The sequence below is a fragment of the Actinomycetospora termitidis genome, from assembly GCF_030286555.1.
GTDB lineage: Bacteria > Actinomycetota > Actinomycetes > Mycobacteriales > Pseudonocardiaceae > Actinomycetospora > Actinomycetospora termitidis.
This window is the reverse complement of record NZ_JASVWF010000008.1, coordinates 203,180-228,906: the sequence shown is the minus strand read 5'-3', so window position 1 is coordinate 228,906 and position 25,727 is coordinate 203,180. Positions and strand designations below refer to the sequence as shown.

Annotated in this window: 34 protein-coding genes; 17 read left to right on the top strand and 17 right to left on the bottom strand. The window is 74.3% G+C overall.

Features of this window, described 5'->3' with window-relative positions; all coding sequences use genetic code 11:
• Positions 1-73: 73 nt before the first annotated feature.
• Both QRT03_RS28025 and QRT03_RS28020 read left to right on the top strand, forming a co-directional pair.
• Positions 74-877 (top strand): SDR family NAD(P)-dependent oxidoreductase, encoded by an 804-nt coding sequence (locus tag QRT03_RS28025; protein WP_286056450.1) that lies wholly within the window; start codon positions 74-76, stop codon positions 875-877.
• Positions 877-2,418, top strand: coding sequence for an acyl-CoA synthetase (locus QRT03_RS28020; protein WP_286056449.1), 1,542 nt, complete (start codon positions 877-879; stop codon positions 2,416-2,418). Before QRT03_RS28025 ends, QRT03_RS28020 begins: the two co-directional genes overlap by 1 nt.
• Positions 2,419-2,484: 66 nt before the next feature.
• Here the strand turns inward: QRT03_RS28020 and QRT03_RS28015 are convergent, their stop codons facing one another.
• Positions 2,485-2,655 (bottom strand): CsbD family protein, encoded by a 171-nt coding sequence (locus QRT03_RS28015; RefSeq protein WP_286056448.1) that lies wholly within the window; start codon positions 2,653-2,655, stop codon positions 2,485-2,487.
• A gap of 80 nt (positions 2,656-2,735) precedes the next feature.
• Between QRT03_RS28015 and QRT03_RS28010 the strand changes: the two genes are divergently transcribed.
• On the top strand, positions 2,736-3,521 hold the full coding sequence (locus QRT03_RS28010) for an NAD-dependent epimerase/dehydratase family protein (RefSeq protein ID WP_286056447.1): 786 nt from the start codon (positions 2,736-2,738) through the stop codon (positions 3,519-3,521).
• A 3-nt stretch (positions 3,522-3,524) separates the two neighbouring features.
• On the opposite strand, the gene QRT03_RS28005 is transcribed toward QRT03_RS28010, so the two are convergent.
• Positions 3,525-4,529 (bottom strand): alpha/beta fold hydrolase, encoded by a 1,005-nt coding sequence (locus QRT03_RS28005; protein WP_286056446.1) that lies wholly within the window; start codon positions 4,527-4,529, stop codon positions 3,525-3,527.
• 96 nt (positions 4,530-4,625) lie between these two features.
• On the opposite strand from QRT03_RS28005, the gene QRT03_RS28000 reads away from it, so the two are divergent.
• Positions 4,626-5,285, top strand: a complete 660-nt coding sequence (locus QRT03_RS28000; protein WP_286056445.1) for a hypothetical protein — start codon at positions 4,626-4,628, stop codon at positions 5,283-5,285.
• A gap of 30 nt (positions 5,286-5,315) precedes the next feature.
• Here QRT03_RS28000 and QRT03_RS27995 read toward each other — a convergent pair whose 3' ends face one another.
• Together QRT03_RS27995 and QRT03_RS27990 are read right to left on the bottom strand one after the other, a co-directional pair.
• On the bottom strand, positions 5,316-5,660 hold the full coding sequence (locus QRT03_RS27995) for a hypothetical protein (protein ID WP_286056444.1): 345 nt from the start codon (positions 5,658-5,660) through the stop codon (positions 5,316-5,318).
• Positions 5,657-6,643 carry a ring-cleaving dioxygenase gene (locus tag QRT03_RS27990; protein WP_286056443.1) on the bottom strand — a complete coding sequence of 329 codons (987 nt, stop codon included), beginning with the start codon at positions 6,641-6,643 and terminating at the stop codon, positions 5,657-5,659. Before QRT03_RS27990 ends, QRT03_RS27995 begins: the two co-directional genes overlap by 4 nt.
• Here QRT03_RS27990 and QRT03_RS27985 point away from each other — a divergent pair.
• From QRT03_RS27985 to QRT03_RS27975, 3 genes are read left to right on the top strand one after another with little or no spacing between them, the layout of a single operon-like run.
• Complete coding sequence (locus QRT03_RS27985) at positions 6,642-7,040, top strand: DMT family transporter (protein ID WP_286056442.1); 399 nt, start codon at positions 6,642-6,644, stop codon at positions 7,038-7,040. The two genes, QRT03_RS27990 and QRT03_RS27985, sit on opposite strands and share 2 nt — an antisense overlap.
• The gene (locus QRT03_RS27980) at positions 7,037-7,360 is read left to right on the top strand and encodes a DMT family transporter (protein WP_286056441.1); all 324 of its coding nucleotides are present in this window, start codon (positions 7,037-7,039) and stop codon (positions 7,358-7,360) included. The genes QRT03_RS27985 and QRT03_RS27980 overlap by 4 nt, the downstream gene beginning before the upstream one ends.
• A complete protein-coding gene (locus tag QRT03_RS27975; protein ID WP_286056440.1) occupies positions 7,357-7,935 on the top strand; it encodes a TetR/AcrR family transcriptional regulator in 579 nt (192 codons plus the stop codon). The genes QRT03_RS27980 and QRT03_RS27975 overlap by 4 nt, the downstream gene beginning before the upstream one ends.
• Here the strand turns inward: QRT03_RS27975 and QRT03_RS27970 are convergent.
• On the bottom strand, positions 7,896-8,129 hold the full coding sequence (locus tag QRT03_RS27970) for a hypothetical protein (RefSeq protein ID WP_286056439.1): 234 nt from the start codon (positions 8,127-8,129) through the stop codon (positions 7,896-7,898). The genes QRT03_RS27975 and QRT03_RS27970 overlap by 40 nt on opposite strands.
• 668 nt (positions 8,130-8,797) lie before the next feature.
• Between QRT03_RS27970 and QRT03_RS27965 the strand changes: the two genes are divergently transcribed.
• Complete coding sequence (locus QRT03_RS27965; protein WP_286056438.1) at positions 8,798-9,421, top strand: trimeric intracellular cation channel family protein; 624 nt, start codon at positions 8,798-8,800, stop codon at positions 9,419-9,421.
• On the opposite strand, the gene QRT03_RS27960 is transcribed toward QRT03_RS27965, so the two are convergent.
• On the bottom strand, positions 9,418-10,737 hold the full coding sequence (locus QRT03_RS27960) for an MFS transporter (RefSeq protein WP_286056437.1): 1,320 nt from the start codon (positions 10,735-10,737) through the stop codon (positions 9,418-9,420). The two genes, QRT03_RS27965 and QRT03_RS27960, sit on opposite strands and share 4 nt — an antisense overlap.
• 143 nt (positions 10,738-10,880) lie before the next feature.
• Here QRT03_RS27960 and QRT03_RS27955 point away from each other — a divergent pair, with 143 nt between their 5' ends.
• Entirely contained in the window at positions 10,881-12,128 is a 1,248-nt protein-coding gene (locus tag QRT03_RS27955; RefSeq protein WP_286056436.1) for a PucR family transcriptional regulator, read from the top strand.
• Here QRT03_RS27955 and QRT03_RS27950 read toward each other — a convergent pair.
• Positions 12,083-13,276 carry an alpha-amylase family glycosyl hydrolase gene (locus QRT03_RS27950; protein ID WP_286056435.1) on the bottom strand — a complete coding sequence of 398 codons (1,194 nt, stop codon included), beginning with the start codon at positions 13,274-13,276 and terminating at the stop codon, positions 12,083-12,085. The genes QRT03_RS27955 and QRT03_RS27950 overlap by 46 nt on opposite strands.
• Positions 13,277-13,374: 98 nt before the next feature.
• Between QRT03_RS27950 and QRT03_RS27945 the strand changes: the two genes are divergently transcribed.
• The 3 genes from QRT03_RS27945 to QRT03_RS27935 all read left to right on the top strand — a co-directional run bounded on the left by QRT03_RS27945 (position 13,375) and on the right by QRT03_RS27935 (position 15,369).
• Entirely contained in the window at positions 13,375-14,532 is a 1,158-nt protein-coding gene (locus tag QRT03_RS27945; RefSeq protein ID WP_286056434.1) for an acyl-CoA dehydrogenase family protein, read from the top strand.
• Between the two features lie 108 nt (positions 14,533-14,640).
• Complete coding sequence (locus tag QRT03_RS27940; protein ID WP_286056433.1) at positions 14,641-15,024, top strand: hypothetical protein; 384 nt, start codon at positions 14,641-14,643, stop codon at positions 15,022-15,024.
• A 48-nt stretch (positions 15,025-15,072) separates the two neighbouring features.
• On the top strand, positions 15,073-15,369 hold the full coding sequence (locus tag QRT03_RS27935) for a hypothetical protein (protein WP_286056432.1): 297 nt from the start codon (positions 15,073-15,075) through the stop codon (positions 15,367-15,369).
• Here QRT03_RS27935 and QRT03_RS27930 read toward each other — a convergent pair.
• Complete coding sequence (locus QRT03_RS27930) at positions 15,352-16,290, bottom strand: endonuclease/exonuclease/phosphatase family protein (protein ID WP_286056431.1); 939 nt, start codon at positions 16,288-16,290, stop codon at positions 15,352-15,354. The two genes, QRT03_RS27935 and QRT03_RS27930, sit on opposite strands and share 18 nt — an antisense overlap.
• An 83-nt stretch (positions 16,291-16,373) precedes the next feature.
• The gene (locus QRT03_RS27925) at positions 16,374-16,634 is read right to left on the bottom strand and encodes a hypothetical protein (protein ID WP_286056430.1); all 261 of its coding nucleotides are present in this window, start codon (positions 16,632-16,634) and stop codon (positions 16,374-16,376) included.
• A 119-nt stretch (positions 16,635-16,753) separates the two neighbouring features.
• Here QRT03_RS27925 and QRT03_RS27920 point away from each other — a divergent pair, with 119 nt between their 5' ends.
• On the top strand, positions 16,754-17,572 hold the full coding sequence (locus QRT03_RS27920; RefSeq protein ID WP_286056429.1) for an LLM class F420-dependent oxidoreductase: 819 nt from the start codon (positions 16,754-16,756) through the stop codon (positions 17,570-17,572).
• A 9-nt stretch (positions 17,573-17,581) separates the two neighbouring features.
• On the opposite strand, the gene QRT03_RS27915 is transcribed toward QRT03_RS27920, so the two are convergent.
• The 5 genes from QRT03_RS27915 to QRT03_RS27895 all read right to left on the bottom strand — a co-directional run bounded on the left by QRT03_RS27915 (position 17,582) and on the right by QRT03_RS27895 (position 20,382).
• Positions 17,582-17,983 carry a hypothetical protein gene (locus QRT03_RS27915; protein WP_286056428.1) on the bottom strand — a complete coding sequence of 134 codons (402 nt, stop codon included), beginning with the start codon at positions 17,981-17,983 and terminating at the stop codon, positions 17,582-17,584.
• Between the two features lie 239 nt (positions 17,984-18,222).
• Positions 18,223-19,398, bottom strand: coding sequence for a hypothetical protein (locus QRT03_RS27910; protein WP_286056427.1), 1,176 nt, complete (start codon positions 19,396-19,398; stop codon positions 18,223-18,225).
• 2 nt (positions 19,399-19,400) lie between these two features.
• Positions 19,401-19,694, bottom strand: coding sequence for a hypothetical protein (locus QRT03_RS27905; protein WP_286056426.1), 294 nt, complete (start codon positions 19,692-19,694; stop codon positions 19,401-19,403).
• Entirely contained in the window at positions 19,691-19,966 is a 276-nt protein-coding gene (locus tag QRT03_RS27900) for an SAV_915 family protein (protein WP_286056425.1), read from the bottom strand. The genes QRT03_RS27905 and QRT03_RS27900 overlap by 4 nt, the downstream gene beginning before the upstream one ends.
• Before the next feature lie 56 nt (positions 19,967-20,022).
• Positions 20,023-20,382, bottom strand: a complete 360-nt coding sequence (locus QRT03_RS27895) for a nuclear transport factor 2 family protein (protein WP_286056424.1) — start codon at positions 20,380-20,382, stop codon at positions 20,023-20,025.
• 78 nt (positions 20,383-20,460) lie between these two features.
• Between QRT03_RS27895 and QRT03_RS27890 the strand changes: the two genes are divergently transcribed.
• The 4 genes from QRT03_RS27890 to QRT03_RS27875 all read left to right on the top strand — a co-directional run bounded on the left by QRT03_RS27890 (position 20,461) and on the right by QRT03_RS27875 (position 23,011).
• Positions 20,461-20,862, top strand: a complete 402-nt coding sequence (locus QRT03_RS27890; protein WP_286056423.1) for an NUDIX domain-containing protein — start codon at positions 20,461-20,463, stop codon at positions 20,860-20,862.
• 107 nt (positions 20,863-20,969) lie between these two features.
• Positions 20,970-21,392: a DUF6069 family protein gene (locus tag QRT03_RS27885; RefSeq protein WP_286056422.1), complete on the top strand. Its 423-nt coding sequence runs from the start codon at positions 20,970-20,972 to the stop codon at positions 21,390-21,392.
• Positions 21,393-21,426: 34 nt separating this feature from the next.
• Positions 21,427-21,774, top strand: a complete 348-nt coding sequence (locus QRT03_RS27880; protein WP_345783304.1) for a YciI family protein — start codon at positions 21,427-21,429, stop codon at positions 21,772-21,774.
• A 40-nt stretch (positions 21,775-21,814) separates the two neighbouring features.
• On the top strand, positions 21,815-23,011 hold the full coding sequence (locus tag QRT03_RS27875) for an RNA polymerase sigma factor (protein ID WP_286056421.1): 1,197 nt from the start codon (positions 21,815-21,817) through the stop codon (positions 23,009-23,011).
• A 271-nt stretch (positions 23,012-23,282) separates the two neighbouring features.
• Here the strand turns inward: QRT03_RS27875 and QRT03_RS27870 are convergent, their stop codons facing one another.
• The 3 genes from QRT03_RS27870 to QRT03_RS27860 all read right to left on the bottom strand — a co-directional run bounded on the left by QRT03_RS27870 (position 23,283) and on the right by QRT03_RS27860 (position 25,555).
• Entirely contained in the window at positions 23,283-23,462 is a 180-nt protein-coding gene (locus tag QRT03_RS27870; protein ID WP_286056420.1) for a hypothetical protein, read from the bottom strand.
• A 482-nt stretch (positions 23,463-23,944) separates the two neighbouring features.
• Positions 23,945-24,730 carry an amino acid kinase family protein gene (locus QRT03_RS27865; RefSeq protein ID WP_286056419.1) on the bottom strand — a complete coding sequence of 262 codons (786 nt, stop codon included), beginning with the start codon at positions 24,728-24,730 and terminating at the stop codon, positions 23,945-23,947.
• Between the two features lie 12 nt (positions 24,731-24,742).
• Positions 24,743-25,555, bottom strand: a complete 813-nt coding sequence (locus tag QRT03_RS27860) for an amino acid kinase family protein (protein WP_286056418.1) — start codon at positions 25,553-25,555, stop codon at positions 24,743-24,745.
• Positions 25,556-25,727 lie beyond the last annotated feature (172 nt).

Genomic DNA, 25,727 nt, shown 5'->3' with positions numbered 1-25,727 from the left:
CCTCCCTAGGTTGTGATCCACACCACCGACACGACGATGTGCGGCCGGCCCGGGGGTCGGCGGGAGGGACGACATGAGCGCGTTCGATCTGACGGGGCGCCGGGTGCTGGTGACCGGCGGGGCGCAGGGGCTCGGCGAGGGCATGGCCCGCGCGCTGGCCGGCGCGGGGGCGGCCGTGATGCTCGCCGACGTGGCGAAGGACGTGGGGGAGCGGACGGCCGCGTCGCTGACGAGCGAGGGTCGCACGGCGGGTTTCGTCGCGCTTGACGTCACCGACGACGCGCAGTGGGACGCCGCGATCGCCCACACCGTCCGCGAGCTCGGCGGGCTGGACGTGGTCATCAACAACGCCGGGCTCGAGGTCACCCAGCTGCTCGTCGACACCGAGCCCGACGACGTCCGGCGCATGCTCGAGGTCAACCTGCTCGGCACCATGCTGGGCATCAAGCACGCCTTCCGCGCGATGCGGCCCGGCGGCCCCGCGGGTCAGGGCGGGGCGATCGTCAACGTCGCCTCCGTGGCCGCGACCATCGCGTTCCCCTCCATCGGCGGCTACTCGGCCACCAAGTCCGGTGTCGACCGGCTCACCCGGGTCGCCGCGATGGAGTCGGGCAAGCTCGGCTACGGCGTGCGGGTCAACTGCGTCTACCCGGGTCTGGTTCCGACCGCGATGGGCCAGAAGCTCGCCGTCGAGACCGCCGGCCTCGGGCTGTTCGACAGCCCGGAGGCGGCCGTCGGCGCCGTCGTCGAGCTGACCCCGTCCGGGCGGCTCGGCGAGGTCTCCGACATCGCCGACGCCGTGGTCTTCCTGGCCTCCGACGCGGCCCGCTTCGTCAACGGCGCCGGCCTGCCGGTCGACGGCGGCATGGGCATGTGATGCGGCTCGTCGACCACCTGGACAAGGGTGCGTCGCTGGATCCCGACGCGCCCTGCCTGGTCTGCGACGGCGAGGTGGCGACCTACGCCGACGTGACGCGGCTGGCCGGCCGCGTCGCGTCGGCGCTGGTGGCGGACGGGGTCGCGCCGGGCGAGCGGGTCGCGATCCTCTCGGCCAACGACCCCACCGCGTTCACCTGCGTGTTCGGCATCAGTCGCGCCGGGGCGATCTGGTGCCCGGTCAACCCGCGCAACGAGGCGGCCGAGAACCGCGAGCTGCTCGAGCTGTTCGGCTGCACGGTGCTCTTCTTCCAGGCCTCCTTCGCGCCGCTCGTCGACGCGATCCGCGGCGCCCTGCCGCGGCTGCGGACGCTGGTCTGCCTCGACGACGGCGGGCCCGACTGGGCCGTGCGCCTCGAGGACTTCCTGACGACGGGTGCCGACGACGTCGACCGTGACCCGGGCGACGACCTCGCCATGATCGTCGGGACGGGCGGGACCACCGGCCGGCCCAAGGGCGTGATGCTGACCGGCACGAACCTCGAGTCGATGACCGCGATCACGCTGATGAGCTACCCGTGGCCGGCGGGCGGCGGCCTCCCGGTCTACCTGGCGCTGGCGCCGCTGACGCACGCCGCCGGGGTGCTGTGCTTCCCGGTGCTGCGCCGCGGCGGCTCGATCGTGATCATGCGTTCACCCGACGTCGGGGGCTTCCTCGACCACGTCGAGCGCCACCGCGTCACGCACACGTTCCTGCCGCCGACGCTGATCTACATGGTGCTGGACCACCCGTCGCTGCCCGGGCGCGACCTGACGTCGTTGCAGTGCTTCTGGTACGGCGCGGCGCCCATGTCGGCCTCCCGGCTGGAGGAGGCGTGGACCCGGATCGGGCCGGTGATGGCGCAGCTCTTCGGCCAGACCGAGGCGCCGATGATGATCTCGACGATGGCGCCCGCCGACCACGTCGGGCCCGACGGGGCGATCGCGACGGCCCGGCTCTCGTCGGCGGGGCGCCCCTCGCCGATGGTCACCGTGGCGATCATGGCCGAGGACGGCCGCCTGCTGGAGCACGGCGAACGCGGGGAGATCGTGGTCCGCGGCTCGCTGGTGATGCGCGGCTATCTCGACGACGAGGCGGCCACCGCCGAGGCGTCGAAGCACGGCTGGCACCACACCGGGGACATCGGCTACCTCGACGACGACGGGTTCCTGTTCATCGTCGACCGCGCCAAGGACATGGTGATCACCGGCGGGTTCAACGTGTACTCCACCGAGGTCGAGCAGGCGCTCCTCGCGCACCCCGCGGTGGCCGACGGTGCGGTGATCGGGCTGCCCGACGAGAAGTGGGGCGAGCGGGTCACGGCCGTGCTGCAGCTGCGGCCGGGGAGCAGCGTCGACCCGGCCGAGGTGACGTCGTTCGTCAAGGCCCGCATCGGCAGCGTCAAGAGCCCGAAGCAGGTCGAGATCTGGCCGGATCTGCCCCGCTCGAAGCTCGGCAAGGTGCTGAAGGCGGAGATCCGGGCGCAGCTGCTCGGCTCCTGACGCACGAACGGGCCGCTCCTCACCGAAGAAGGTGACGAACGGCCCGTTCGTGTCGTCGGGGGCGGCCTACTTGAAGGCGTCCTTGACCTTCTCGCCGGCCTGCTTGACGTTGGCCTTGGTCGACTGGGCCTTGCCCTCGGCGGTCAGGGACTCGTTGCCGACCGTCTTGCCGACGGCCTCCTTGACCTTGCCCGCGACCTCGTCGATCTTGTTGTCGGCCTTCTTCTCCGTGCTCATGTGTGAGTCCCTTCCTCCGACGGCTCCGCTCGCCGTGCGTGCCGGTGGAGTACCCCGTCCCGTGCCGCACCATGGCGACCATGACCCACACGCTGCTCGTCACCGGCGCGGCAGGGCGAATCGGCGGGATGCTGCGCCCCCGCCTCGCCCGCCCGGACCGCATCCTGCGCCTGCTCGACGTGGCCACCGTCGAGGACCCGGGGGAGCGCGAGGAGGTGGTCACGGCGTCGGTGACCGACCTGGACGCGCTGACGGCGGCGTGCCGGGGCGCCGACGCGGTCGTGCACCTCGGGGGCATCAGCTCCGAGGCGCCGTGGCACGAGATCCTCGACGTGAACATCCACGGCACGTTCACCGTGTTCGAGGCGGCCCGCCGGGCCGGAGTCCCGCGCGTGGTGTTCGCCAGCAGCAACCACGCCGTCGGCTTCCACCCCGCCGTCGACCCGGTCCCGGACGACCTGCCGCCCCGTCCGGACACGTTCTACGGCGTGGCCAAGGTGGCCGGCGAGGCGCTCGGCAGCCTCTACCACGACCGCTACGGCCTGGACGTCGTCTGCCTGCGCATCGGTACCTGCATCGAGGAACCGCCGGACGCCCGCGCGCTCGCGACCTGGCTCTCGCCCGACGACGTGGCCCGGCTCGTCGAGGCCGCGGTCACGGTCCGCTCGCCCGGTTTCCGCGTGGTGTGGGGCGTCTCGGACAACACCCGTCGGCGCTGGTCGCTCACCGCGGCCGCGGAGCTCGGGTACCGCTCCGCCGACGACGCCGAGGTGTTCGCCGGACGCGATCTGCCGACCGACCCGTGGACCGACGCCTTCGTCGGCGGCAGCTTCGCCGGGAGTCGGTACGACGAGCCCGGGGTCTGAGCCCTACGGGACCGGGTCGAGCTCCGCGTGGGCCGCGATCCGCGCGGCCTGGTCCCGGGCGCTGCGCTGTGAGGGCCGCGTGTGGTCGAGGAAGTCGACCAGCAGGTCCGTGAAGTGCGCCGGGTCGTCCGCGTGCGGGAAGTGGCCTGCGCCCTCGAACAGCTCGAGGCGGCTCCCCGGTATGAGCGCATGGGCGCGGTGCCCGTGCGAGACCGGGATCATCGTGTCCGCCGTGCCCCACACGATCAGGGTCGGCAGGCCCTCGGTGAGGTAGAGCCGGTCCGTGGCGCGGACGCGCTGACCGCCCGGGTCGAGGACCGAGCGGGCGGTGTGGAGGAACGCCTGACGGTGGTCGGGGTCGGTCAGCGAGGCGAACGACCGCGCCGATTCGCCGACGGATCCGCGCAGCAGTGCCGTGAGTCCGGGCACGCGGTACGCGACCCGGCCGACCGCGTCGACGACGTGGCGGTTGGTGAGGACGGGGAGGACCCAGTCCGCGACCGGCAGCGCGGCCGCGCGCAGCACGGGGCTGACCTCGCGCCCGAGCCCACCGGACGCGACCAGGACGAGCCGGTCGCAGTGCTCGGGGAACTGCAGGGCGAACTGCTGGACGACGCCGCCGCCCAGCGAGTGGCCCACGATCGCCGCGTGGTCGTACCCCAGCACGGAGAGGAGGTCGCGGACCCCGGTCGCGTAGCCGCCGAGCGAGTAGTCCGCCCACGGGGCCGACGACGACCCGTGCCCGACCAGGTCGGGCACGATCACGTGTCGACGATCCCGGCGCCGGGCGAGTTCGGCGAGCACCGGCTGCCACGTGGCGGCGCTGCCGGCGATGCCGTGCACCAGCACCACCACCTCGCCGTCGGGATGGGTCCACGGGCCCTCGTGACCGGCCTCGACGTGGTGGGCCGGGATCGACTCCCAGAACCCGACCGACTCGCCGTGGACGGTCACGGTCCGCCGACGGGTGCGGCGTCCGTGGACCGTCTCGAGCTGCGTCGTGTCCATGCGCAGAGGTTTCCCGACGGCGGGTGCTCGCTCACCTCGCGTCGTCGTGACGACCGCGACCCGCGTCGGTGTGACGTGACGGGGGACGATGGGTGGATGGCAGGTGTCGAGGAGCGCCGTCCGGCGTCCGGGTGGCGGGTGCTCGCGGTCCTCGGCGTGGCCCTCGTGGGGGCGGCGCTCGGGGTCCTCGCGTTCGCGGTCGCGTGGCGGGCGGGGCTGCGTCCGTGGCGGTACCCGGGCCTGTCCCCGGCGGTGACGGTGTCCTGGGCCGTCGTCGGGACCCTGCTCGGCGCGCTCGCGTGGTCGGTGGTGCGCCGCCGGGCGCGCCGGCCGGCGTCGGTGCTGACGTGGTCGGTCGGAGCCGTCGCCGTGGTGTCGCTCGGGGCGGACGTCCTGGCGGGCACCGAGGGCCGCATCCTCGCCGGGCTGATCTCGGCCGTGCTGCACGTCGTCGTGATCGCCCTCGTCGTCGCGGTCCTGCGGTGGGCGATGCCGGTCCCGCCCGACCACGAGGTCCGCGAGGTCCCCCGCAGGTGGACCGAGGGCCTGGGCCGCGTGCCACGGCTCCTGCTGGCGGTCGGCCTCGTCGTCGTCGCGGGGGTGTGGGTCGTGGTGAACAAGGCCGTCGAGGGGCCGACGTTGCTCGTCCTCACCTCGCGGCACGGGCTGACGGTGGCCGACCTGCTCTCCGTCGCAGCACTCGTGACGGCCGGACACCTCCTGCGCCCGCGCGCGATGGCGGTCGCCAGGACCTGACGGCGACCGGGAGTTCGGCGGCGGGTCGCATCAGACGTTGCGCATGTCGCCGCCCGACTCGCGATCGTGGGCTGCGAGCACGGCCCTCGCGAGGTCGACGGCGGCCCGGGGATACGGCCCCGGCCCCTCGGCGGTCCCGCGGAGCCAGGCCACGAGGGACGGCGCGATCGCCGGCGCCGTCGTGACGATCCACTGTGCGCTGGCGGCCCGGGCCTCGGCGACGTGCTCGGTGCGCCCGTCCGCGTCGACCGCGACGACCTCGGGACGGCTCGCCAGCAGGCCCCGCACCGTCCAGCGGCCCGGTGGGGTCCGAGCGGCGAGCCGCTCGATCTCGTCGGCGGCCCGGCGGAGCACGTCGGTGTCCGTCCCGCTCACCCGTGCTCCGGGCCGGTGACGGTCGTGTCGTCCAGGTGCAGCGCGGGGAGCGACCGCTCGATCTGCTCCCGGTCCGGTTCCAGCCACGGCGGGAGCTTGAGGTGCCGGCCCAGCTCGAGCAACGGCTCGTCCACGTCGAACCCCGGCTGGTCGGTGGCGATCTCGAACAGCACCCCGCCGGGCTCCCGGAAGTAGATCGACGTGAAGTACTGACGGTCCAGGATCGGCGTGACCTCCAGTCCGGCCTCCACCAGCTCGTCGCGCCACCGCTCCTGGGTCGCTCGGTCGGGCGTCCGGAAGGCGATGTGGTGGACGGTGCCGCCGGCCTGCAGGCCCGAGTCACCGTTGGCGCTCGTGGCCACGTCGACAACGGTGCCGGGACGGTCCGGCCCCATGTCGAAACGGGCGCGGTCCCCGCCGCCCTCGGCGTTCATCCCGAGCAGCCCCGTGAGCATCGTGGCGGTGGCCTCGAGCTCCCGCTCCGTCAGCGTGACCGAGTGCAGGCCCCGTACGGCGTGCTCCGTCGGGACGTCCGCCACACCGTCCCACCCGGACCGGGCGTCGCCCGGCGCGGCGACCAGGTCGAGGACGAGCCCGTCGGGGTCGCGCAGCGTCAGGACCTCCTCGTCGTGCCCCGCGGTCTCGCGATCGTGCGGGCCCGCGACGAGGTCCACGTCGTGCCGGGCCAGGTGGTCCTGCCACCAGCCGAGCGACTCCGGCGGCACCGAGAACGCGGTCGCGGTCGTGAGGCCCGTGCCCTGCCGACCCCGCTCGGCGTCGGGCCAGGGGAAGAAGGTGAGCAGTGTCGACGGTCGTCCGGCGTCGTCGCCGTAGTAGAGGTGGTAGTTCCCCGGGGCGTCGAAGTTGACGGTCGTCTTGACCAGGCGCAGCCCGAGCACGCGCGTGTAGAAGTCGACGTTGCGCTGCGGATCCGAGGCGATGGCCGTCACGTGGTGCAGGCCGTGCGGGGCGATGTCGGACATGCGGCTGGTGTACCCGGGCGGTCCGTGCAACTATCGGGACGTGCGTCCCGAAAGAATCCGCGGCCTGCTCCTGCTCGCGGCGTCGATCGTCTGCGAGGTCGGCGGGACGCTCCTGCTGCACGCAGCGCAGGGGTTCACCGTCCTGCTGCCCTCGCTCGGGGTGCTGACCGGTTACACGACGTCGATCGTGCTGTTCTCCCGCGCCCTCCGGTACGGGCTCACCCTCGGCATCGCCTACGGGACCCTGACCGGGTGCGGACTCGTGGTGGCGACGGTGTCGAGTGCGCTCCTGTTCGGTGACCCCCTCGCCGCGGCGCAGGGCGTCGGCCTCGTCCTGATCCTGCTCGGGGCGCTCGCGATGCAGCTCGGCCCGCGGTCGACGACGGGGCCGTCGTGACGGGGACGCTCCTGCTGCTGGGATCGGTCCTCGCGCAGGGGCTGGCCATCGCGGCGACGCGGGCGTCGGAGGGCCTGCGACGGTTCTCGTGGGTGGCCGTCGCATTCGCCGGCATGGCGGTCTCGGTGATGCTGATGTCGCAGGCGATCGCGCGGGGCCTCCCGCTGGCGGTCGGCTACGGGATCTGGAGCGGGTCGGGCATCGTGCTCGCCGCGACGGCCGGGGTGCTCGTGTTCGGGGACCGTCTCGACCGTCGCCACGTCGTCGGCCTGCTGCTCGTGCTGGTCGGGGTGGTCGTGGTCTACGGCGGGGCCGGGTGACCGGGGACGCCGAGCCCGACGGGCGTCGTCGTCGGGGCCTCCGACGCCGAGGGCTGCTCGTCGAGGCGGTCCTCGCCGTCATCGCCCGCGACGGTGTGGCGGGAGTGACCCACCAGGCGGTCGCCGCCGAGGCCGGCCTCCCGCGCAGCGCCGTCTCCCACCACTTCGACTCGCTCGACGACCTGCTCGTCACCGCCCTGCGCTCCGGGACCGAACAGATCGTGGCGGAGGCGGCCGGCGCGGATCCGTCCTGGCTCGCCACCGAGCTCGTCGGCCTGTTCACCGCGAACCGTGCCCGGGTCGCCGCCGGCTACGAGCTCTACGCGCTGGCCGCGCGCCGTCCGGGCCTGCGCGACGCCGTGCGGCTCTGGCTCGACCTCCTCGCCGACCTCGCCGGGCGGCACACCGGCGACCCCGCCCGGGTGCGTACGTTCGCGGTCGCCGTCGACGGCTACTTCGTCCAGTGCCTGGCGACCGGCGCGGACGCGCACGTCGACGAGCTCGACGCGTTGCTGCGCACCGCGCTCGGCAGCGGCTACGAGGAGGGCGGGTCGTCCGGCCGTTCGCCCTCGTAGAGCCGCCGCAGCAGTTCCTCGTCCTCGGTCGGCGGGCCGCCGCGGTCGAGCCGACCGAGGACCACCCGTTGCCAGAGGGCCATCACCGCGTCGTGCTGCGCCGGCTTGAGGGCGTCCTCGACGGCGTCCGAGAGTGCGGCGTCGGTCTGGTCGTGCTCGGTGTTGCTGCGTTCGGGGTCCGGGACGTCGGTCACGGCCCACCTCCGTGGTGCGGGAACGTCCAGGATGCGCCCGCCGGACGGCCTCGTCGAACCGATCACGGGGTCGGCCGGGCGTTTCCGGGCCGTGTCCGGTGCCTCCTCGTCGCGGGCTGCCGCGGAGTCGACGGCGGCTTGTCGTGGTGATTCCCAGCGACAAGCGGGGCCCGCGCTGATCAACGGGTACGAAGTGCTGTCGTGGGGCCGCATCGACCGCGCTGAGTGCCCGTTGGGCGTGTGGGCGTGTGCCGTGCTTCCTTGTCGCGGTTTGCCGCCATCCCCGGGTCGCCTTGTCGTGGGGATTCACAGCGACAAGGCGGGCGGCGGGCGTCAGGAGCCCGCGACAGGATGGTCCCCGCCGGCCTGTCGTTGTGATTCGCCGCGACAAGCCGAGGGCGCTGTGATCAGCGGGTACCCGGGGCTCCCGCGAGGCTGCTCGGACAGCGCTCAGTACCCGCTCGGCCCGCCGGCCTGGTGCCGCATCCGCCCTGGGCACCACCTTGTCGCGGTTTGCCGCTGTCCCCGGGTCGCCCTGTCGTGGGGATTCCCAGCGACAGGCTGGTGGGCGAGCAGCGGTAGCCCGCGACAAGACGCCCGCCGCGCCGGGCCGCCCCCCGCCTGGCCACCCCGGAGGCCCTGCACGACCATGGCCCGGTGGTGGTCCCGTGACGACGGCGTTGGTGCTCGACCTGCTCGGCACGTTCGCGTTCGCCCTCAACGGCGCGCTGACGGCGGTCCGGGCGGCGCAGCTGGACATCGTCGGCGTGGTCACCCTCGGGATGATCACCGCGCTGGGCGGCGGCATCCTGCGCGACGTCCTGCTCGGCGCCCTGCCGCCGGCCACCTTCAGCGACTGGCGCTACCTGGTGACGGCGGCGGTCGGCGGACTGATCGCCTTCGCGCTGAGCGGCCGGTTGGACCGGTTGGCCCGGCCGATCGCGGTGTTCGACGCCCTCGGCCTCAGCCTGTTCGCGGTGACCGGGGCGACGAAGGCCATGGCGCTCGGCGCGGGCGTCGGGCAGTCGGTCCTGCTGGGCACCATCACCGCGGTCGGCGGCGGCACCCTCCGCGACGTGCTCGTGCGGCGCGTGCCGAGCGTCCTGTCCAGCGAGCTCTATGCGATCCCGGCGCTGGTCGGTGCGGCGGTCGTCGTCGTGGCGGCCCGGCTCGGCGACGTCGGCGCCCTGTGGGCCCTCGTCGGAGCCGGGGCCTGCTTGACGATCCGGCTGCTCGGCATGGGGTTCCGGCTCAACGCCCCGCGACCGCCCGGCGGGACGACCGAGCCCTAGGAGACCTCCGTCGGCCGGTGCGTCTCGTGCAGCAACCACGCCGAGACCGCGGTGACGACGCCCATGGCCAGCAGGTACAGCGAGGTCGACGCCGAGGTCCCGGTGGCCTGGTACAGCGAGGCGGCGATGAGCGGGGCCAGCCCGCCGCCGAGCACCGCCCCGATCTGGTAGCCCAGCGAGGCCCCCGAGTAGCGCACCTCGGCGCTGAACAGCTCGGCGAACAGCGCCGCCTGCGGGCCGTACATCGCGGAGTTGGCGATGCCGCCGAGCAGCAGGCCGAGGAAGATCAGGAACGTCGAGCGGGTGTCGATGAGCCAGAACACCGGGAAGGCGACGAGGACGGTCCCGATCGCCCCCGCCAGGTACACCGGTCGTCGGCCCACCCGGTCGGAGAGCAGCGCGAACAGCGGGATCAGCGCGAGGTTGACCGCGCTCGACCCGAGGATGCCGACGAGCAGCGTCGACTCGGGCAGCTGCAGCGCCCGCGCGCCGTAGGACAGCACGTAGACGACGTAGATGTAGAACCCGCCGTTGACGGCGACGAACGACCCGGCCGCGAGCAGCACCTGCTTCGGGTGCGAGCGCAGCACCTCGATGACGGGCGAACGGCGCGTCCCGGCCGACTGCTGCTGCACCTGCTTGAACGCCGGCGTGTCCTCGAGACGCAGCTGGGCGTACAGCGCGACCCCGATCAGCAGCACGGACAGCAGGAACGGGACCCGCCAGCCCCAGGACGTGAAGGCCTCCTCGCCGAGCCCCGCCTCCAGGCCCAGGAAGATGCCGTTGGAGACGATCACCGCGATCGGCACACCGAGCTGCGGGAAGCTGCCGTAGAAGCCCTTGCGGTTCGCCGGGGCGTACTCGGTGGCGATGAGGACCGCGCCGCCCCACTGCCCCCCGACGGCGATGCCCTGGACGATCCGCAGGACGAACAGCAGCACCGGTGCGGCGACGCCGATCGTCGCGTAGCTCGGCAGGAGACCGACCAGCGTCGTCGACCCGCCCATCAGGAACAGGGCCGAGACCAGCGCCTTCTTCCGGCCGATGCGGTCGCCGTAGTGGCCCCAGATGATCCCGCCGATGGGGCGGGCGATGAACCCGACCGCGAACGAGCTGAACGCCGCGAGGGTGCCGACGAAGGGGTCGACGCTCGGGAAGAACGCGGTGTTCAGGACGAGGGCCGCGGCGGTCCCGTAGATGAAGAAGTCGTACCACTCGATCGTCGAGCCGAGCAGGCTCACCAGCGAGGTCCGGCGGACCTCGCGCCGGTCGACCGCCGTCGCACCCGCCGACGACCCGGTCTCCGCCGTGGCCATGTCCGCCTCCTCGCGTGACGTCGCGGTCACGGGGCGCGACCACGGGCGCGTCCAGCCTCGCCGCCGGGCCCGACGAGCGGTATGGGCGCCGAGCACAAGATGTGACGTGGACCGCACAGCGCCGCGCACGGCAGGATGCCCCGGTGGCCGCCCCACCCCGTCCGACGGACGCCGCGGAGACCCTGACCGTGCTGTGCCGGGCGCTACGTGCGGAGGTCGAGGACCTGGCCGACGTCCTGACGGCGCGCATCGTCGAGCGCGAGGACGTCTACGCCGAGCTCGGCGTGCCGGTCGACGACGACCTCCGTCCCACGTGTCGTGCGAGCCTCGACCGGCTCCTGACGCTGCTGGCGGGGGACCTGCCGCCCGGGGTCGACGCGGCGGCACGCACCGTCGACACCGGCCGCCGCCGGGCCCGGCAGGGCGTCCCGCTCGAGGTGGTGCTGCGCGCCTACCGGCAGTGCGGGCGGTTGGTCTGGGAGCGGATGCGTGACGTCTCCCGCGCCCGGTTCGACGGCGGGCACGACGCGGCGCTGCTGGTGGCCGCCGACGACGTCTGGGGCATGCTCGACGCGAGCTCCGACCGGCTCGTCGACGCCTACCGCCAGGAGGAGGCCCGGCTGCGGGGCAACGAGCTCGGCCGGCGCTGGGCGGTGCTGGAGGGGCTGCTGGCCGGACGCGGCCACGACCCCGTCGTCGCGCGCGACGCGGCCCGCCTGCTCGACGTGCCGCAGGACGCCGAGCTGATCTGCGTGGTCGCGCCGACCGACGAGGTGGACGATCCGCTCCCGGCCCCCGCGGAGGCGTTGGCCGCGGTCGCCCCCTCGTACTGGCACGCCCGGTCCGCGGAGATCGTCGGCGTGATCGTGCCCGGCGACGACGCCGCCGCGGCGCTGCCCCGCGTCGTCGAGGGCCTGACCCGGCACACTGCGGGTCCGATCGGCGTCTCCCCGCCGGTCCGCGGCCCGGGCCGTCTCGACGTCGCCCACCGGTGGGCCCGGCTGGCGGTCGGAACGCTCCCGGCCGGCAGCACCGGCGTCGTCACCCTGGACGAGCGGCTCCCGGAGGCGCTCCTCGCCGGGACGCCGGACCTGGTGCCCCGGCTGCGCCGCGTCGCCCTGCGCGACCTGCTCGATCTCCCGGACCGCGACCGCGACACCCTCCTGGTGACCCTGCGCGCGGTGCTCGACGCCGACGGCTCACCGTCGCGGGCCGCGGCCGTCCTGTACTGCCACCGCAACACCGTCATGTACCGGCTGGGGCGGATCGAGTCGCTCACCGGTCGCCGGCTCGCCGACGCCCGCGACCGGCTCCTGCTCGGGCTGGCCCTGCTCGCGCCGGCCGATCACTCCTCGAACCACCAGTTCGGAGGTCGGGAGCCGTCGCCGTAGTCCAGCGTGACCAGCAGCGCCCGACCCTCGTGGTGGCTCCGCCACGTGATCCGCTCGTGGTCGACGTGCACCACCTCGAGGCGCGCGGCGTGCAGCCAGTCGTGCCGGCGGCGCACCCCGATCAGCTCCCGGTGCAGGTGCAGGACGTCGAGGTCGGCGCCGTCGGGGAGCTCGGCCGGGTCGGCCGGGAGCTCCGGGCGCACCGCGTCGTCCCCGCCCTCCCGGTCCTCCTTGATCCCGGTCAGGCCGAACTCGTCGCCGGCGTAGACGGTCGGGGTGCCGGCCACGGTGAACAGGACGGCCAGCGCGAGCGGCAGGGTGCGGCGGTCGTCGAGCCGGCTGGCCAGACGGGTGACGTCGTGGTTCCCGACGAAGGTCGCGGGCACCTCGGCGTCGGTGAAGCCGTCGTGACGGCGCAGGGCGTGGGCGAGCTCGTGCGGGTTGCGGTCGTTGAGGCTGGACCACACCGCCTTCCACAGCTCGTACTGCGTCAGCGAGTCGATCGTCGTGGCCCGCGCGATCGCGGCCTGGTCCCCGTGGATGACCTCGCCGAGGAACCACGCCTCACCGAACCGCTCCCGCACCCGCGGCAGCACCTCGGCCCAGAACTCCGCCGGGACGGCGTACGCGGCGTCGAGCCGCCACCCGTCGACGCCGCGGCCGAGCCAGTGGGCCATCACCTCGACGACGTGGTCGCGGACCTCGGGTCGCGCGTGGTCGAGCGCGATCAGGCCGGGGTGCCCCTCGAACGTCGCGAGGTCCCCTCGCCGGTCGCGGCGCAGCCACGCGGAGCCGGAGCGTACCCACGGGTGCTCGGACCCGACGTGGTGGAACACGCCGTCGAGCACGACCCGCAGGCCCCGGTCGTGGGCCTCGGCCACCAGGAGGTCGAGATCGTCCGAGTCGCCGAGACGCGGATCCACCCGCAGGTGGTCGACGGTGTCGTAGCCGTGCGTACTCGACGCGAACACCGGCCCGAGCAGGACGCCGTTGGTGCCGAGCCGCTGCACGTGGTCGAGCCACCCGACCAGGCGGCGCAGCCGGTGCTCCTCGGGTCCGGGAGGCGGCGAGGCGGGGTACGCGCCGGTGGAGCCGAGCGGGTAGACGTGCCACCAGATGGCGTGGTGCACCCACGCGGGCTCGCTCACCGGCGCGATGATCGCAGGCCGGACGGCGACGCGGAGCCCGCACCCGCGCCCTGTGTCACGATCGGCTGCCCGCCGACCCCGCGACGAAGGACGTGCCCGTGGACCCCTCCGACTTCGCCGACGTCCTGCGCTCCGTGCGGGAGTTCGTGCGCGAGCAGGTCGTCCCGCTCGAGGACCGGATCGAGGCCGACGACGCCGTGCCGGACCAGCTCCGCGACGCCTGCAAGGCGATGGGGCTCTACGGGTTCGCGATCCCCGAGAGCTACGGCGGCATCGGGCTCTCCATGGCCGAGGAGGTCGAGCTCGCGATGGAGCTCGGCTGGACCACCCCGGCGCTGCGCTCGATGTTCGGCACCAACAACGGCATCGCGGGGCAGGTCCTGCTCTCCGGCGGCACCGAGGAGCAGCGTCAGGAGTGGCTGCCGCGCCTGGCCTCCGGGGAGGTCGTCGCGAGCTTCGCCCTGACCGAGCCGGACGCCGGGTCCGACCCGTCGTCGCTGACCACGAAGGCCGTCCGCGACGGGGACGCCTGGGTGATCTCGGGAGCGAAGCGCTGGATCACCAACGCCCCGCTCGCCGACGTGCTGATGGTCTTCGCGCGGACCGATCCCGACGCCCCGCCCGCAAAGGGCATCTCGACCTTCCTGGTCCCGACCGACGCGCCCGGGGTCTCCTTCGGCCCGCACGACGCGAAGATGGGCCAGCGCGGGTCGTGGACCTGCGAGGTGTATCTCGACGACGTCCGCGTCCCGGCGGCCCACCTGGTGGGGGGCGAGGAGGGGCTGCACCGCGGGTTCGTCACCGCGATGAAGTGCCTGGCGCACGGGCGGCTGCACATCGCGGCGCTCTGCGTGGGGATGTCGGCCCGGCTGGTGCACGAGACCGTCGAGTTCGCGTCGGCCCGCGAGCAGGGCGGGCACCTGATCGCCACCTACCAGCTCGTCCAGGGCCTCGTCGCCGACTCGGTCACCGACCTCCACGCCGGCCGCGCCCTGGTGCGGGAGGCGGCGAAGGCCTACGACGACGGGTCGGACCGGGTCACGGGCCCGTCGACGGCCAAGTACTTCTGCTCCGAGGCGGTCGGGCGCATCGCCGACCGCGCGGTACAGGTGCACGGCGGGTCCGGCTACATGCGCGAGGTCCCGGTGGAGCGGATGTACCGCGACGTGCGGCTGTTCCGGATCTACGAGGGCACGAGCCAGATCCAGCAGGTGATCATCGCCCGCGGGGCGCTCGGGAAGGCCGCCCGGGGGTGAGCGGTCGCTCACCGGGTGCGGTGTTTGCCCGGGTGGGTCGGGTGTGCACCCGAGCGGACCCGGTCGACCACGTCGGCCGGGAACCGATCCCGTAGGAGCGCAGCCTCCGTGCGACAGGCCCTGTACTTCCGGCTCCGCGACGACACCGTCGTCGAGGACCACGTGCTCCAGAGCGTGGTGTTCCGCGACCTGGTACACGGCCGGCCGGGCTGGCTGTCGTGCGTCAGCTACGAGTGCGACCCGGTGCGGCGGGCCCTGGTCCTCGACGTCCCCGACCTCTCCTGGATCCGCGGTCTCCCCACCCTGACGCACTACCTGGACCATCTCGACGACCGCTGCGCGGAGCCGTTCGTCGCGGAGGTCGACGCCGTCGCCGGGACCGACCTGGACCCGACGCAGGAGGTCGGTCGCTGGGACCCGCGCGACGACCGGTGGTGCATCCCCTACGGATGGTGGCTCGGCGACGGCCGACCTCCCGGTCAGGGGACATGATCGTCACGAACCGTCATCGGTAAGACTGCTTATGTGATCGTCGAAGCGGTGTCCGAGGACCTCACGGAGCCCGCGGAGGTGTGGGAGCTCCCCGACGTCGCCACCGCCGTCGTCGTCGCCACGGAGCACTGGCTGGCCGAGGGGCTCTGCCCGGCCACGGCGCTCGCCCTCACGCAGAACGCGTTGCCCCTGGCCGACGGGGCCGAGGCCCTGTCCCGTCTGCAGGCGCGGTCGCACGCCCGGGTGGTCGCCGCCCTGCTGCTCCTGATCGACGACGAGGACGCCGGGGAGCTCGCCACCCGCCTCGTCGAGACCCTCGCGACCGGGTCAGCCGCGACCGGCTGAGCACGGACCGATCGCCGCCGTCACCCCGAGGTGGTCGGACCGGGGCAGGTCGAAGCGTCGCGGCGCGTCGCCGCACCAGGCCCCGCCGACCAGCACGTGGTCGATGCGCAGCGCGAACAGCGCCCAGCTCGTGACCTGGGTCGGGGCGGCCCAGCGCTCGCGCATCGCGTCCACCATCCCGACGTCGGAGACCAGCGAGCGGTAGTCCCGCGCCCGGTCCGTGGAGTTGAGGTCCCCGGCGACGACGACCGGGCCGGGGCTCCTCGCGACGCGCGCCGCCGTGGCCTCGACGAGCCGGTGGTGCTCGGCCGGGGTGGCCTGGTACCCGCCGCGCCCGGTGAACCAGGGGCGCGGCACGTGCAGGGCGATCAGGTCGAACGGGACAGGCGCGGCGACGGCGACCCGCAGCCCCGGGAGGTCGGGGCCCGGGCCCTCGAGCAGGCGCAGCGGGAAGCGGCTGTAGACCCCGACGTGGCTGCCGTTCGACGCGACCTCGCGGAACGGGTAGGCGGGGGCGATGCCGGCGTCGACGGCGGGGTCGTCCTCGCTGACGACGAGCACGTCGGCCCCGGCCGAGCGCAGGGCGGGCACCGTCGACGACATCCCGGTCACGTTCGCCGCCGCCAGGGTCACGGCCGCTCCGGGCCGCACCGACCCGGCGTCGTCGGGAGCCCACGGGCCGACGACCGCGACCGTGCCCGCCAGCAGCAGCGACACCGCGGGGAGGACGCCCGCGCGGCGCAGCCGCCACACGAGCACCCCCGCCCCGACCACCGTCAGGACGGGCAGCACGATCGCGAGCACGTCGCCGGCGAGACCGAGCGGGTCGCGGAGTGCGAACCACGCCCACGGGGCCGCCGTGAGCGCCACGACCGTGAGCGCCGCGCGCCACGACCCGCGACGGTGCAGCTCACCCCGCACGCTCGTCCTCTCCTCGCACGCCCGCCGACGCTAGCGACGTCGTGTGACGCGTCCGTGACGCCAGGCGGAACGGCCCGCGCGGGTCACACGCTGCGCGTCAGGATCGTCCGGAGGGCGTCGAGGACGGCGAGCGGGCGCTCCTGCTCGGGGGTGCGTGACCACACCCGCACGAGCTGCTCGCGGAACCGGGCGAGCAGGTCGGGCCGGGCGGGGCCGAGGCCGTCCGCGCGGTCGTTCACCGCGTCGAGCAGGTCGATCATCGCCGCCCGCAGGCCCGGCAGGAGGTCGTCGAGGGCGTCCACGGTGTCCTCCAGATCGAAGCGCTCACCCTCGTCCCTCGACACCTCTCCAGCGTAGTGCGCGCTCCTCGGCGCGTCGGTCGCGCCGCGTCGCCCCGTCGGGCGGGATCCGGGCGACCTGCCGACGGTGGCGCGAGATCGGGTCACCCGCGACCATGGCCGGCGTGGAGTTCGGGATCGTGCTGTTCGCGACGGACGAGACGATCGCACCGGCGCGGCTCGGACCGGCCCTCGAGGAGCGCGGGTTCGAGTCGGTGTTCGTGCCCGAGCACTCGCACATCCCGGCGCGCCGCGAGAGCCCCGCGCCCGCCGGCGGGGACCTGCCGCGGCACTTCTACCGCACGATCGACGTCTTCGTGACGCTCTCGGTCCTCGCCGCGACGACGACGGACCTGAAGCTCGGGACCGGGGTGGCCCTGCCCGCGGAGCGCGACCCGATCCACACCGCGAAGCAGGTCGCGAGCCTCGACCTGGTGTCCGGCGGGCGCGCGATCTTCGGCGTCGGGGCCGGGTGGAACCGCGAGGAGGCCGCCGACCACGGGATCGACCCGCGTCGTCGCGGGAAGGTGCTCGACGAGAAGCTCGCGGCGATGCGGCGGATCTGGACCGAGGAGCTCGCGGAGTTCCACGGCGAGTACGTGGATTTCGACCCGATGTACTGCTGGCCGAAGCCGGTGCAGGCCCCGCACCCGCCGGTCCACGTGGGCGGCGAGAGCGACGCGGCGCTGCGCCGGCTGCGCGACCACGGCGACGCGTGGCTGCGCGACCGGTTCGACCTGGAGACGTTCCGCCGGGTCCGGGCCTGGCTGGGGGAGCAGGGGCGCCCCGACGTGCCGTTCACGGTGTTCGGCGCCGACCCCGACGGCCTCGACCCCACCGGCTTCGAGGAGGTCGGGGTCGACCGGATCGCGTTCTGGGTCGACCCGGGCCCCGAGCGCGACGTGCTGGCGCGCCTCGACGCGATCGCCGCCCGCTGGCTCTGACCGGTCCGCTCAGGGGGCGCCTGGCGGCCGGAGGTTCCGGGCGCCGGTCCCGCGAACGGTCGCGCCGTCGGCGACGCTGTGCCGGATGCCGTTGTAGACCAGGTCCCACAGGGCGGGGTTGGCCTGGAGGTCGTTGGTGCTCTGCGTGGAGCGGCGGCCCTCGGCGTCGACGAAGGTGATCCAGTGCTGGGCGGTGCCCGCCGCGACGACGATCTCGGTCAGCTGGTAGACGTCCACCCAGCTCCCGCGCCCCTGCAGCCAGTCGGCGCCGGCGGCGAGGTACTGCCGGGACTCGGTGCGGAACCCGATCACGGCGGCCACCGCGTACAGCACCCACAGCCACCACAGGGTCAGGACGACCGGATTCACCAGGCCCGCGATCAGGATCGGCACGGCGAGCAGCGCCAGCATCGCCAGCCCCGTCCGCCACGAACCCCGCTTGACCTCCAGCGTGGGTCCGCGGTCCGGCGGGGCCGGGCGCAGCCGGGTCGGGCGCCCGCCTCGGGCCGCCCCGGCCGGGTGTCCCGTCCGCGCCGCGTGCGGCCCGGCCAGCGACCAGCGCGGGCCCGCGGGCGGCCGGGGGAGGCCGGTCTCCGGGTCCGGCCGCGGTGGCAGGGGCGACGCGCCGATCCGCCACCGGTCGGTCGCGCTCAGCTGAACCAGCCCTCGATGGTGTCCCAGTGGTCGCCGATCGCCCACGAGACGGCGAAACCGGCGCCCACCGCGACGAGGGTCGCGGGGCCGCCGGCCACGGCGAGCCCCAGGAGCGCGGCGGTCCCGGCCGTGGTCGCGGTGGCCGCCAGGGTCTGGGTGACGTTCTTGGCGGTCGCGGACCCGACGGAGCGGCCCGCCGCGGTGTCGAGCCCGATGCCGGCCCCGGTGCTGACGACCCCGAGGACGGGGACGCTGCGCAGGACGGGCGCGACCCGGCCGAGCAGCCCGGTCGCGGTCTCGGGCACCGGGACGGCCGGGCGGCCGAGGAGGTCGACGGCGCGCCCCATCCCGGGGAGCTCGTGGGCGCCGCCCAGGAGCCGCGCGTTCGAGAGGGCGGCACCGTTCGCCCGTCCCGCCAGACGCCGGGCCTCCTCGTAGCGTGCCCGCGGGTCGACCGAGCTCGCGCCGGGCGCCGCGGGCTCGACGTGCAGGGCCTGCTGCCAGAGCCGGGCCTCCTCGCCGTAGTGCTCCGCCACGTCCGCCCACCGCCGGGCCGCGCCGACCAACGAGGTCGCGGTGACGGCGGGCACGAGCGCGCCGCGGAAGGTCCACGTCGTCGCGGAGGAGTTCAGCCAGTCGGTCGGCGCCGTGAGGCCGGACCGCAGCCGGTCCTGCGCCTCGGTGTACCGGGTGCGGGCAGTGCCGGCGATGGTGGCCGCCTCGTCGAAGGCGCGCTGCTGGGCGGTGGCCGCGTCCGTCGCCTGCCGGTGGCCGGCGGCGACGTCGGGCGGCGCGTCGGGCGCGAGCGGACCGGGCACCACCGCGGTGGGCTCGCCGATGACCTCGCCCTGCACGGGCAGGCCCGCGCCGGCCGCGACCGCCCGGGCGCGGGCCATGTCGGCCGTCACGGCGTCGACGGCGTCCGCGAAGGCGGACATCGCGGCGGCAGCGCCGCGGGCGTTGCCGGCCACCTCGTCGCCCGCCGTGCAGAGCTGTGTGGCACGGTCGCGGAAGCCGTCGCCGGCTGCGCCCTCCCAGGCGCCGCTCGACTGCTGGCGGGTGGTGTTGACCTGGTCGGCGGTCCGCTCGGCGCCCTGGCCGACGGAGGAGAGCCAGCGGGCGGTCGCGCGGCAGGACCCGGCCTCGGCGTCGATCGCGGTGTCGATCGGCATCGTCAGGACCCCGGGACCGCGGCGTCGAGGGCCGCCGCGGCCCGGCGGTCCGTGTCGCGGTAGGCGACCGCCGCCGAGCGGGCGGCGCCCGCCGTGCCCGCGGTGCCCTCGACCAGCCCCGACACCGCCCGGGCGAGCGCGCCGACGTACGAGATGACCTCGCCGGTCACGGGGCCGGCCTGCGGCACGTCGGTGGCGCCGTCCCCGGCCGCGGTCAGCGGGTCGGCCGCGGCGTCGAGGGCGGCCGCGATCCCGTCGACCCGTGCGAGGTCGACGTCGTAGCCGGGGGTGCTCACCCGACCGCCCGCCCGTGGCGCGCCTCGGCGGGCAGCTGCAGGCCCTCCACGACGACGTCGGCCCCGGTCGCGTCCCGCAGCTCCGGCACCCGGTCGGCGAGGACCGTCATCCACGGCTGCTCGCCGCCGCAGCAGGCCACGAGCTCCTCGACGCTCGCGTACACGGGCAGGGCGAGCCGGTCGTCGGTCAGCAGCCGGAGCTCGCACACCGCCTCGTCGTCGTGCGGCAGCGCGTGCAGCGGGACCACGACGACCGTCTCCTCCACCGCCATGCCCCGGAGTGTGCCAACCGGGACCCGTCGTCCGGGGCCGTTCCGGACAAGTCGCGCTACGAGGTGGCCGCCTGCGTCATGGGCAGGCGGTCGAACGTGATGTCGATGCGCGTGATCCGGTCGCCGTCGACCGTGATGCGCTCGCCCGCGGGCAGGGTCGGCACCGGCGTCAGGTGCGTCTCGTACCAGAGCACCGCGGTGCTGTCGTCGCCGTACGCGGTGAAGCCGGAGACCCCGGTGAGCATCGTGACGAAGCGGTCCATGAACCGGTGGAAGCCGTCGTGGCCGTGGAACTCGCCGCTGGGGGCGCTGATGACGACGTCGTCGACGAGGTACGACGCGGCCGTGTCGGTGTCCCCGGACGACCAGGCGGTGAAGTAGGAGGTGGCGATCTCGGTGGCTCGTGTGGTGTTCATGGGAGCAGTGTCGTGGGGGATACACGACACCTGCCGTCATGTATTCGGAACTCGTCGCGGACAGGCACGATGACCTCCGTGTTCCACAGCGAAGCGGCGGGCGGCGTGGTCGTCGACCCGGACGGCCGGGTGGTCGTCGTGCGCCAGCGGGCCCGGACGTGGTCGTTGCCGAAGGGTCACGTCGACCCCGGCGAGGCGGTGCTGGACGCGGCGCGACGCGAGATCCACGAGGAGTGCGGGCTGGCCGACCTGGACCTGGTGCGGGAGCTGGGGTCCTACACCCGGCTCGGCGTCGGCGGCGGGCTGCCCGAGCGCAAGACCATCACGCTCTTCCTCTTCACGAGTCCCGCCGCCGACCTCGCGCCGCTCGATCCCGCGAACCCGGAGGCCCGCTGGGTGCCGGCCGACCGGGTGGCGGACATGCTCTCGAACCCCGCCGACGGCCGGTTCTTCCGCGACCACGTCCTGCCGTCGCTCTGAATCCGAGAACTTTTTTCCCGGGGGATGTCGAAACCTGTGGGGGCCCGTTCGACGCCTGGGTGAGGGAGCGGCCAGCGGGGCCGCTCCGGGAGCCACCGGGAGTCATCATGTCCGTCACCACCGCCACCGACGCCTCCACCACCACCGTCGCGACGCCGGGCCTCGGCTCGATGCTGCTGGCCGGCGCGGGCGCCACCGTCGCGGCCGCCGTCGCCACCACGGCCATCGCCGCGATCGGCCCGGTCGTCGGCGTCAGCACCGACATGTCCGGCCAGCCGATCCCGGCGCTCGGCTTCGGGTTCCTGACCGTGATCTTCTGCGTCGTCGGGCTGGTCATCGCCACGGCCTTGCGCCGCTTCGCCCGGAGCCCGCGCACCACGTGGGTCCGCACCACCGTCGTCCTGACGGTGCTCTCCCTCGTGCCGGACGTGCTGGCCGACTCGACCACGGCGACGAAGATGCTGCTGATGCTGACCCACGTGGTCGCCGCTGCGATCGTGATCCCGGTCGTCGCGCGCCGGCTGGCCTGAGACCGACCGCGACCTGCGAGAAGGAGTGAGTGCCGTGCACTACCTGCTGGGTGTCCGGATGGACGAGAGCCGGCCGCAGCCCTCCGCCGAGGAGATGGACGCGATGTTCGCCCGCGTCGGCGCGGTCAACGACGAGATGAAGGCCCAGGGCGTCTGGGTGTTCGCCGGCGGGCTGCTGCCCTCCGACAGCGCCACGGTCGTCCGCGTCGAGGGCGGCAGCACGACGATGACGGACGGGCCGTTCGCCGAGACGAAGGAGCAGCTCGGCGGGTTCTACGTCCTCGAGCTGGAGAACCTCGACGAGGCACTGGCCTGGGCGGAGCGGACCGCGGAGGCCTGCGGCGCGCCCATCGAGGTCCGGCCCTTCGACGGGATCGCCTGACCCGATGGTCGAGCTCCGCTCCGCTGCGTCTCCGGACCCGATGGACCTGACCAGCGTCTACCGGGCCGAGTACGGCCGGTGCGTCGCCACCCTGACGCGCCTCCTCGGCGACATCGGACTCGCCGAGGAGGCCGTGCAGGACGCGTTCGCGGTGGCGCTGGAGGCCTGGTCCCGGCCGGGGGAGCGGCCGCCGGACAACCCAGGCGCCTGGATCGTCACCACCGCCCGCCGCCGGGCGATCGACCGCCTGCGTCGGGAGTCGACGCGCGAGCACCGTCACGAACAGGCCCTGCTGCTGCTCGGGCCGGACGAGACCGAGGAGGTGGGGCCGGTGCGCGACGACCAGCTGCGCCTGATCTTCACCTGCTGCCACCCGGCGCTCTCGCCGCTCGCGCAGACCGCCCTGACCCTGCGCCTGCTCGGCGGGCTCGAGGTCCCGGAGATCGCCCGGGCCTACGTCGTGCCGGAGGCGACGATCTCGCAGCGCATCGTGCGGGCGAAGAAGAAGATCCGGGACGCCGCGATCCCCTACCGGGTGCCGGGGGAGGCCGAGCTGCCCGACCGGCTGCCGCCGGTGCTCACCGTCCTCTACCTGATCTTCAACGAGGGCTACACGGCGACGGCGGGCCCGCTCCTGCGCACCGACCTCTCTGCGGAGGCGGTGCGGCTCACGCGGGCCCTGGCCGAGTTGATGCCCGACGAGCCCGAGGTGCTGGGGCTGCTCGCGCTGCTCCTGCTGACGGAGGCGCGGCGGCCGGCCCGGGTGGGTGCCTCCGGGGAGCTGGTCACGCTGGCCGATCAGGACCGCACGCTGTGGAGCCGGGACCTGATCGCCGAGGGCCACGAGCTCGTCCGGCAGTGCCTGCGCCGCGGTCGACCGGGGCCGTACCAGATCCAGGCCGCCATCAACGCCGTGCACACCGACGGCGACGCCACCGACTGGACGCAGGTGCTGGCGCTCTACGACCAGCTGCTGGCCCTCTCTCCGACACCGATCGTCGCCCTCAACCGGGCCGTGGCCCTCGCCGAGGTTCGCGGCCCCGCGGCGGCGCTGGAGGCCGTCGACGCCCTCGACATCCCGGGCTACCACCTGCTGCCGGCGACGCGGGCAGACCTGCTCGTCCGGCTCGGGCGCGCCGACGAGGCCCGCGTGGCCTACGACGAGGCCGTCGCCCTGGCGGGTAACGACACCGAGCGGGCGTTCCTCCGTGACCGCGTCGCGCGGCTCGGCGCCTGACGTCAGCCGGGGCCGCCTTGTCGCGGCGAACCACAACGACAGGGTGCCGATGGCAGCTTGTCGTGGGTTCTCGGGCCGCCCCGTTCACCTTGTCGTTGTGATTCCCAGCGACAAGGTGGCGCCCGCTCGTGGGTACGCCGCGACAAGATGGAGCCAGGCGGCGGCGCCCCCGCCGAGCGGGCACTGAGCGCTGTCGACCGACTCCCGCGACAGCCCTCAAGGCCTGGTGATCATGTCCCGACGGGCTCGCGCGTGACCACGGCGGGCCCGCTCAGCAGGTTCCCCCGCCACCTCCGTCGCCCCCGCACCCGCCGTCGCCGCCCGGACCCCCGTCGGAGCCGGACGAGGCGCCGTACCAATGTGCGTTCGGGAAGGCCTTCCTGAGCGCGACCATCACCCCGATCGCCACCACGGCCAGTGCCACGACGCAGACCACGGCCACGATCGTCATGTGGAGCCCCCTCATGTCGAGGCCCGGATGGTGTCCCGCCCGTCGCCCCTCGGCAAGGTGGTGCCGGGGCGGCGGCGCCCCCGCCGAGCGGGCACCGAGCGCTGCCGACCGGGGCTCCTGACGACGCTGAGGGCCTGGTGATCACGCTGCAGCGGCTTGTCGCGGCGAACCAGAACGACAAGGTGCCGCGGGCCGCTTGTCGCGGGTTCCCGGCGCGTCGGTGGCACCTTGTCGTTGGGAATCCCAGCGACAAGCGGTCGCCCGGGCGTCGGGAGCCCGCGACAAGGTGGGCGCCGGGTGGTGGCGACCGACGGTGACTCGACGGCGACCCGACGGCCACCCGACGAGCGGGTACCGAGCGCTGCCCGAGGCCCCGCAACGGCTCCGAGGGCCCGGTGATCATCGCCAGCGCCGTGACTCGAACCGCGAGATCCTGACGTCGGGTGTCAGCACCGTGACCCGACACCCCGACGACAGCGACCTCAGGCGTGCACCACCACGCCCGCCGGCTCGCCGGCGAGAGCACTGCCGATCTGTCCCGCCGTGGTGCCGTCGACCACCCGCACCTCACGGACGTGCTTGGCGCGCTCGAGCAGTTCCCCGACGATGCGGTCCAGCGGCAGGTCGGCGTCGGTGGTGCGGAGCTCCTTGCCCGAGACCCGCTCCGCACCACCGAAGCGGGCCAGAGCGGCGGCGTCGCGCACGTAGGTCACCGAGCGCGCACCCAGCGCGTCGGCGAGCAGCAGCGCCCCGGCGTCCGTGCGGTGCAGCGGCAGCTTCGTCGCGGACGAGGTGAACTCGTGCACGCCGTAGGGCGGGTAGCCGTTCGAGACGACGGCGGGCGCAGCGGCCAGGTGCACCGCGAGCTGCCCGGCGACCGCGCCGTGCGGCAGGTACGAGACGCCCTCGCTCGCGAGGAGCGCGGCGACCAGGTGCCCGTTCTGCTCGGCCTCGGTCGCAGCCAACCCGGCGAGCGCACCCGTCGGCAGACCCAGGTCGAGGCCCACACCGAGCGCGTGCCGGGCGCGGACGCCGGCCCCGGTCAGGATCAGCATGCGGCGCGAGCCGAGCAGGGAGCGCAGCTCGTCGACGACGGGCAGCAGGGTGTCCCGGCCGCCGTCGATGATCGTCGAGCCGCCGAGTACGACGACGTCGAGCCAGGGCAGCAGCCGGACCGGGCCGTGCTCGATGTCGGCGGAGCGGACGAGGTCGCGGTCGAGCAGGGTCTGGCGCATCAGCGCCGAGGGGACGTCCTTCGCACTGGTCATGGTGGTCCTCCTCTATGCCGAGATGATGGTGCCGACGTGCTCGCCGGCGAGGGCGGCGGTGATGCGTCCGGGCACCAGCCCGTTGATCACCTGGACGGACCGCACGCGACGAGCGTCGCGCAGCAGCTCGAGCATGCCGCGCTCCAGGACGAGGTCGGGCAGGTCGCGGGCGAGCAGCTCGTCGACGGTGATCTCGCTGATGAACGACGCGGAGGGGTCGTTCTTCGGGTTGGCGGTGTAGAGGCCGTCCTCGTCCTTGATGTAGATCATCTGGCGGCAGCCGTAGGTCTCGGCGACCAGGAAGCAGCCGGCGTCGGTGCGATAGGGCGGGATGACGCCCTCGCCGGGCACGCGCTGCCACATGCCGTAGGGCGGCATGCCGGCGAAGATCGCGGCGCCGACCTCGGCGACGTGCAGGGGCAGCGAGGCGAACGCGTTCGGCGCGACGACCGGGATGCCGTGGCGGGCCAGCAGGTAGCCCAGCATCGTGGCGTTCTGGCCGGCGACCGCGGAGCCGACGTCGCTGAGCACGCCGGTCGGCAGGCCGAGCTCGGCGGCCAGGGAGTAGGCGTGCCGGGCGCGGGTGCCGCCGCCGGTGCCGATGAGCAGCTGATGCTCTGTGCGGGCCGCGAGGAGTTCCTCGACGACGGGCAGCACCGCGGCCGCGCCCCGGTCCATCAGGCTCTGGCCGCCGACCTTGACCACGCTGGCCTCGGGCAGCACCGGGTGGTCGGGGGCGTCGACGCTCGCCGCGGCCAGCGCGGCGTCGTCGAGCGAGCGGGTCCGGAGCAGCGACGCCAGGTCGCTGCTGGTCGGGGCGGTCACAACGATTCCTCTCCGCCCCCGGGTCGTCGAGGGCGGACGCGAATGTAGTGGCGCCGCGGGAGGTGCGGAGCGGGGCCGTCACCTGGTCGGATGGGGTCGATCGATCGGGCCACCGCAGGCGCGGCGGACACGCGGGAGCGTCTAAGCGCCCTCGGCCCGCGACGAGGAGAGG

What these genes read in the sequence shown, in the direction of transcription:
- QRT03_RS27870 (WP_286056420.1), bottom strand. Translation starts at nt 23,462, where the DNA reads ATGACGATCGTGGCCGTGGTCTGCGTCGTGGCACTGGCCGTGGTGGCG.
- QRT03_RS27895 (WP_286056424.1), bottom strand. Translation starts at nt 20,382, where the DNA reads ATGAACACCACACGAGCCACCGAGATCGCCACCTCCTACTTCACCGCC.
- QRT03_RS28000 (WP_286056445.1), top strand. Translation starts at nt 4,626, where the DNA reads ATGGCAGGTGTCGAGGAGCGCCGTCCGGCGTCCGGGTGGCGGGTGCTC.
- QRT03_RS28015 (WP_286056448.1), bottom strand. Translation starts at nt 2,655, where the DNA reads ATGAGCACGGAGAAGAAGGCCGACAACAAGATCGACGAGGTCGCGGGC.
- QRT03_RS27865 (WP_286056419.1), bottom strand. Translation starts at nt 24,730, where the DNA reads ATGACCAGTGCGAAGGACGTCCCCTCGGCGCTGATGCGCCAGACCCTG.
- QRT03_RS27885 (WP_286056422.1), top strand. Translation starts at nt 20,970, where the DNA reads ATGTCCGTCACCACCGCCACCGACGCCTCCACCACCACCGTCGCGACG.
- QRT03_RS27910 (WP_286056427.1), bottom strand. Translation starts at nt 19,398, where the DNA reads ATGCCGATCGACACCGCGATCGACGCCGAGGCCGGGTCCTGCCGCGCG.
- QRT03_RS28025 (WP_286056450.1), top strand. Translation starts at nt 74, where the DNA reads ATGAGCGCGTTCGATCTGACGGGGCGCCGGGTGCTGGTGACCGGCGGG.
- QRT03_RS28005 (WP_286056446.1), bottom strand. Translation starts at nt 4,529, where the DNA reads ATGGACACGACGCAGCTCGAGACGGTCCACGGACGCCGCACCCGTCGG.
- QRT03_RS27990 (WP_286056443.1), bottom strand. Translation starts at nt 6,643, where the DNA reads ATGTCCGACATCGCCCCGCACGGCCTGCACCACGTGACGGCCATCGCC.
- QRT03_RS28010 (WP_286056447.1), top strand. Translation starts at nt 2,736, where the DNA reads ATGACCCACACGCTGCTCGTCACCGGCGCGGCAGGGCGAATCGGCGGG.
- QRT03_RS27960 (WP_286056437.1), bottom strand. Translation starts at nt 10,737, where the DNA reads ATGGCCACGGCGGAGACCGGGTCGTCGGCGGGTGCGACGGCGGTCGAC.
- QRT03_RS27900 (WP_286056425.1), bottom strand. Translation starts at nt 19,966, where the DNA reads ATGGCGGTGGAGGAGACGGTCGTCGTGGTCCCGCTGCACGCGCTGCCG.
- QRT03_RS27985 (WP_286056442.1), top strand. Translation starts at nt 6,642, where the DNA reads ATGCGGCTGGTGTACCCGGGCGGTCCGTGCAACTATCGGGACGTGCGT.
- QRT03_RS28020 (WP_286056449.1), top strand. Translation starts at nt 877, where the DNA reads ATGCGGCTCGTCGACCACCTGGACAAGGGTGCGTCGCTGGATCCCGAC.
- QRT03_RS27915 (WP_286056428.1), bottom strand. Translation starts at nt 17,983, where the DNA reads ATGCTGGCGCTGCTCGCCGTGCCGATCCTGATCGCGGGCCTGGTGAAT.
- QRT03_RS27875 (WP_286056421.1), top strand. Translation starts at nt 21,815, where the DNA reads ATGGACCTGACCAGCGTCTACCGGGCCGAGTACGGCCGGTGCGTCGCC.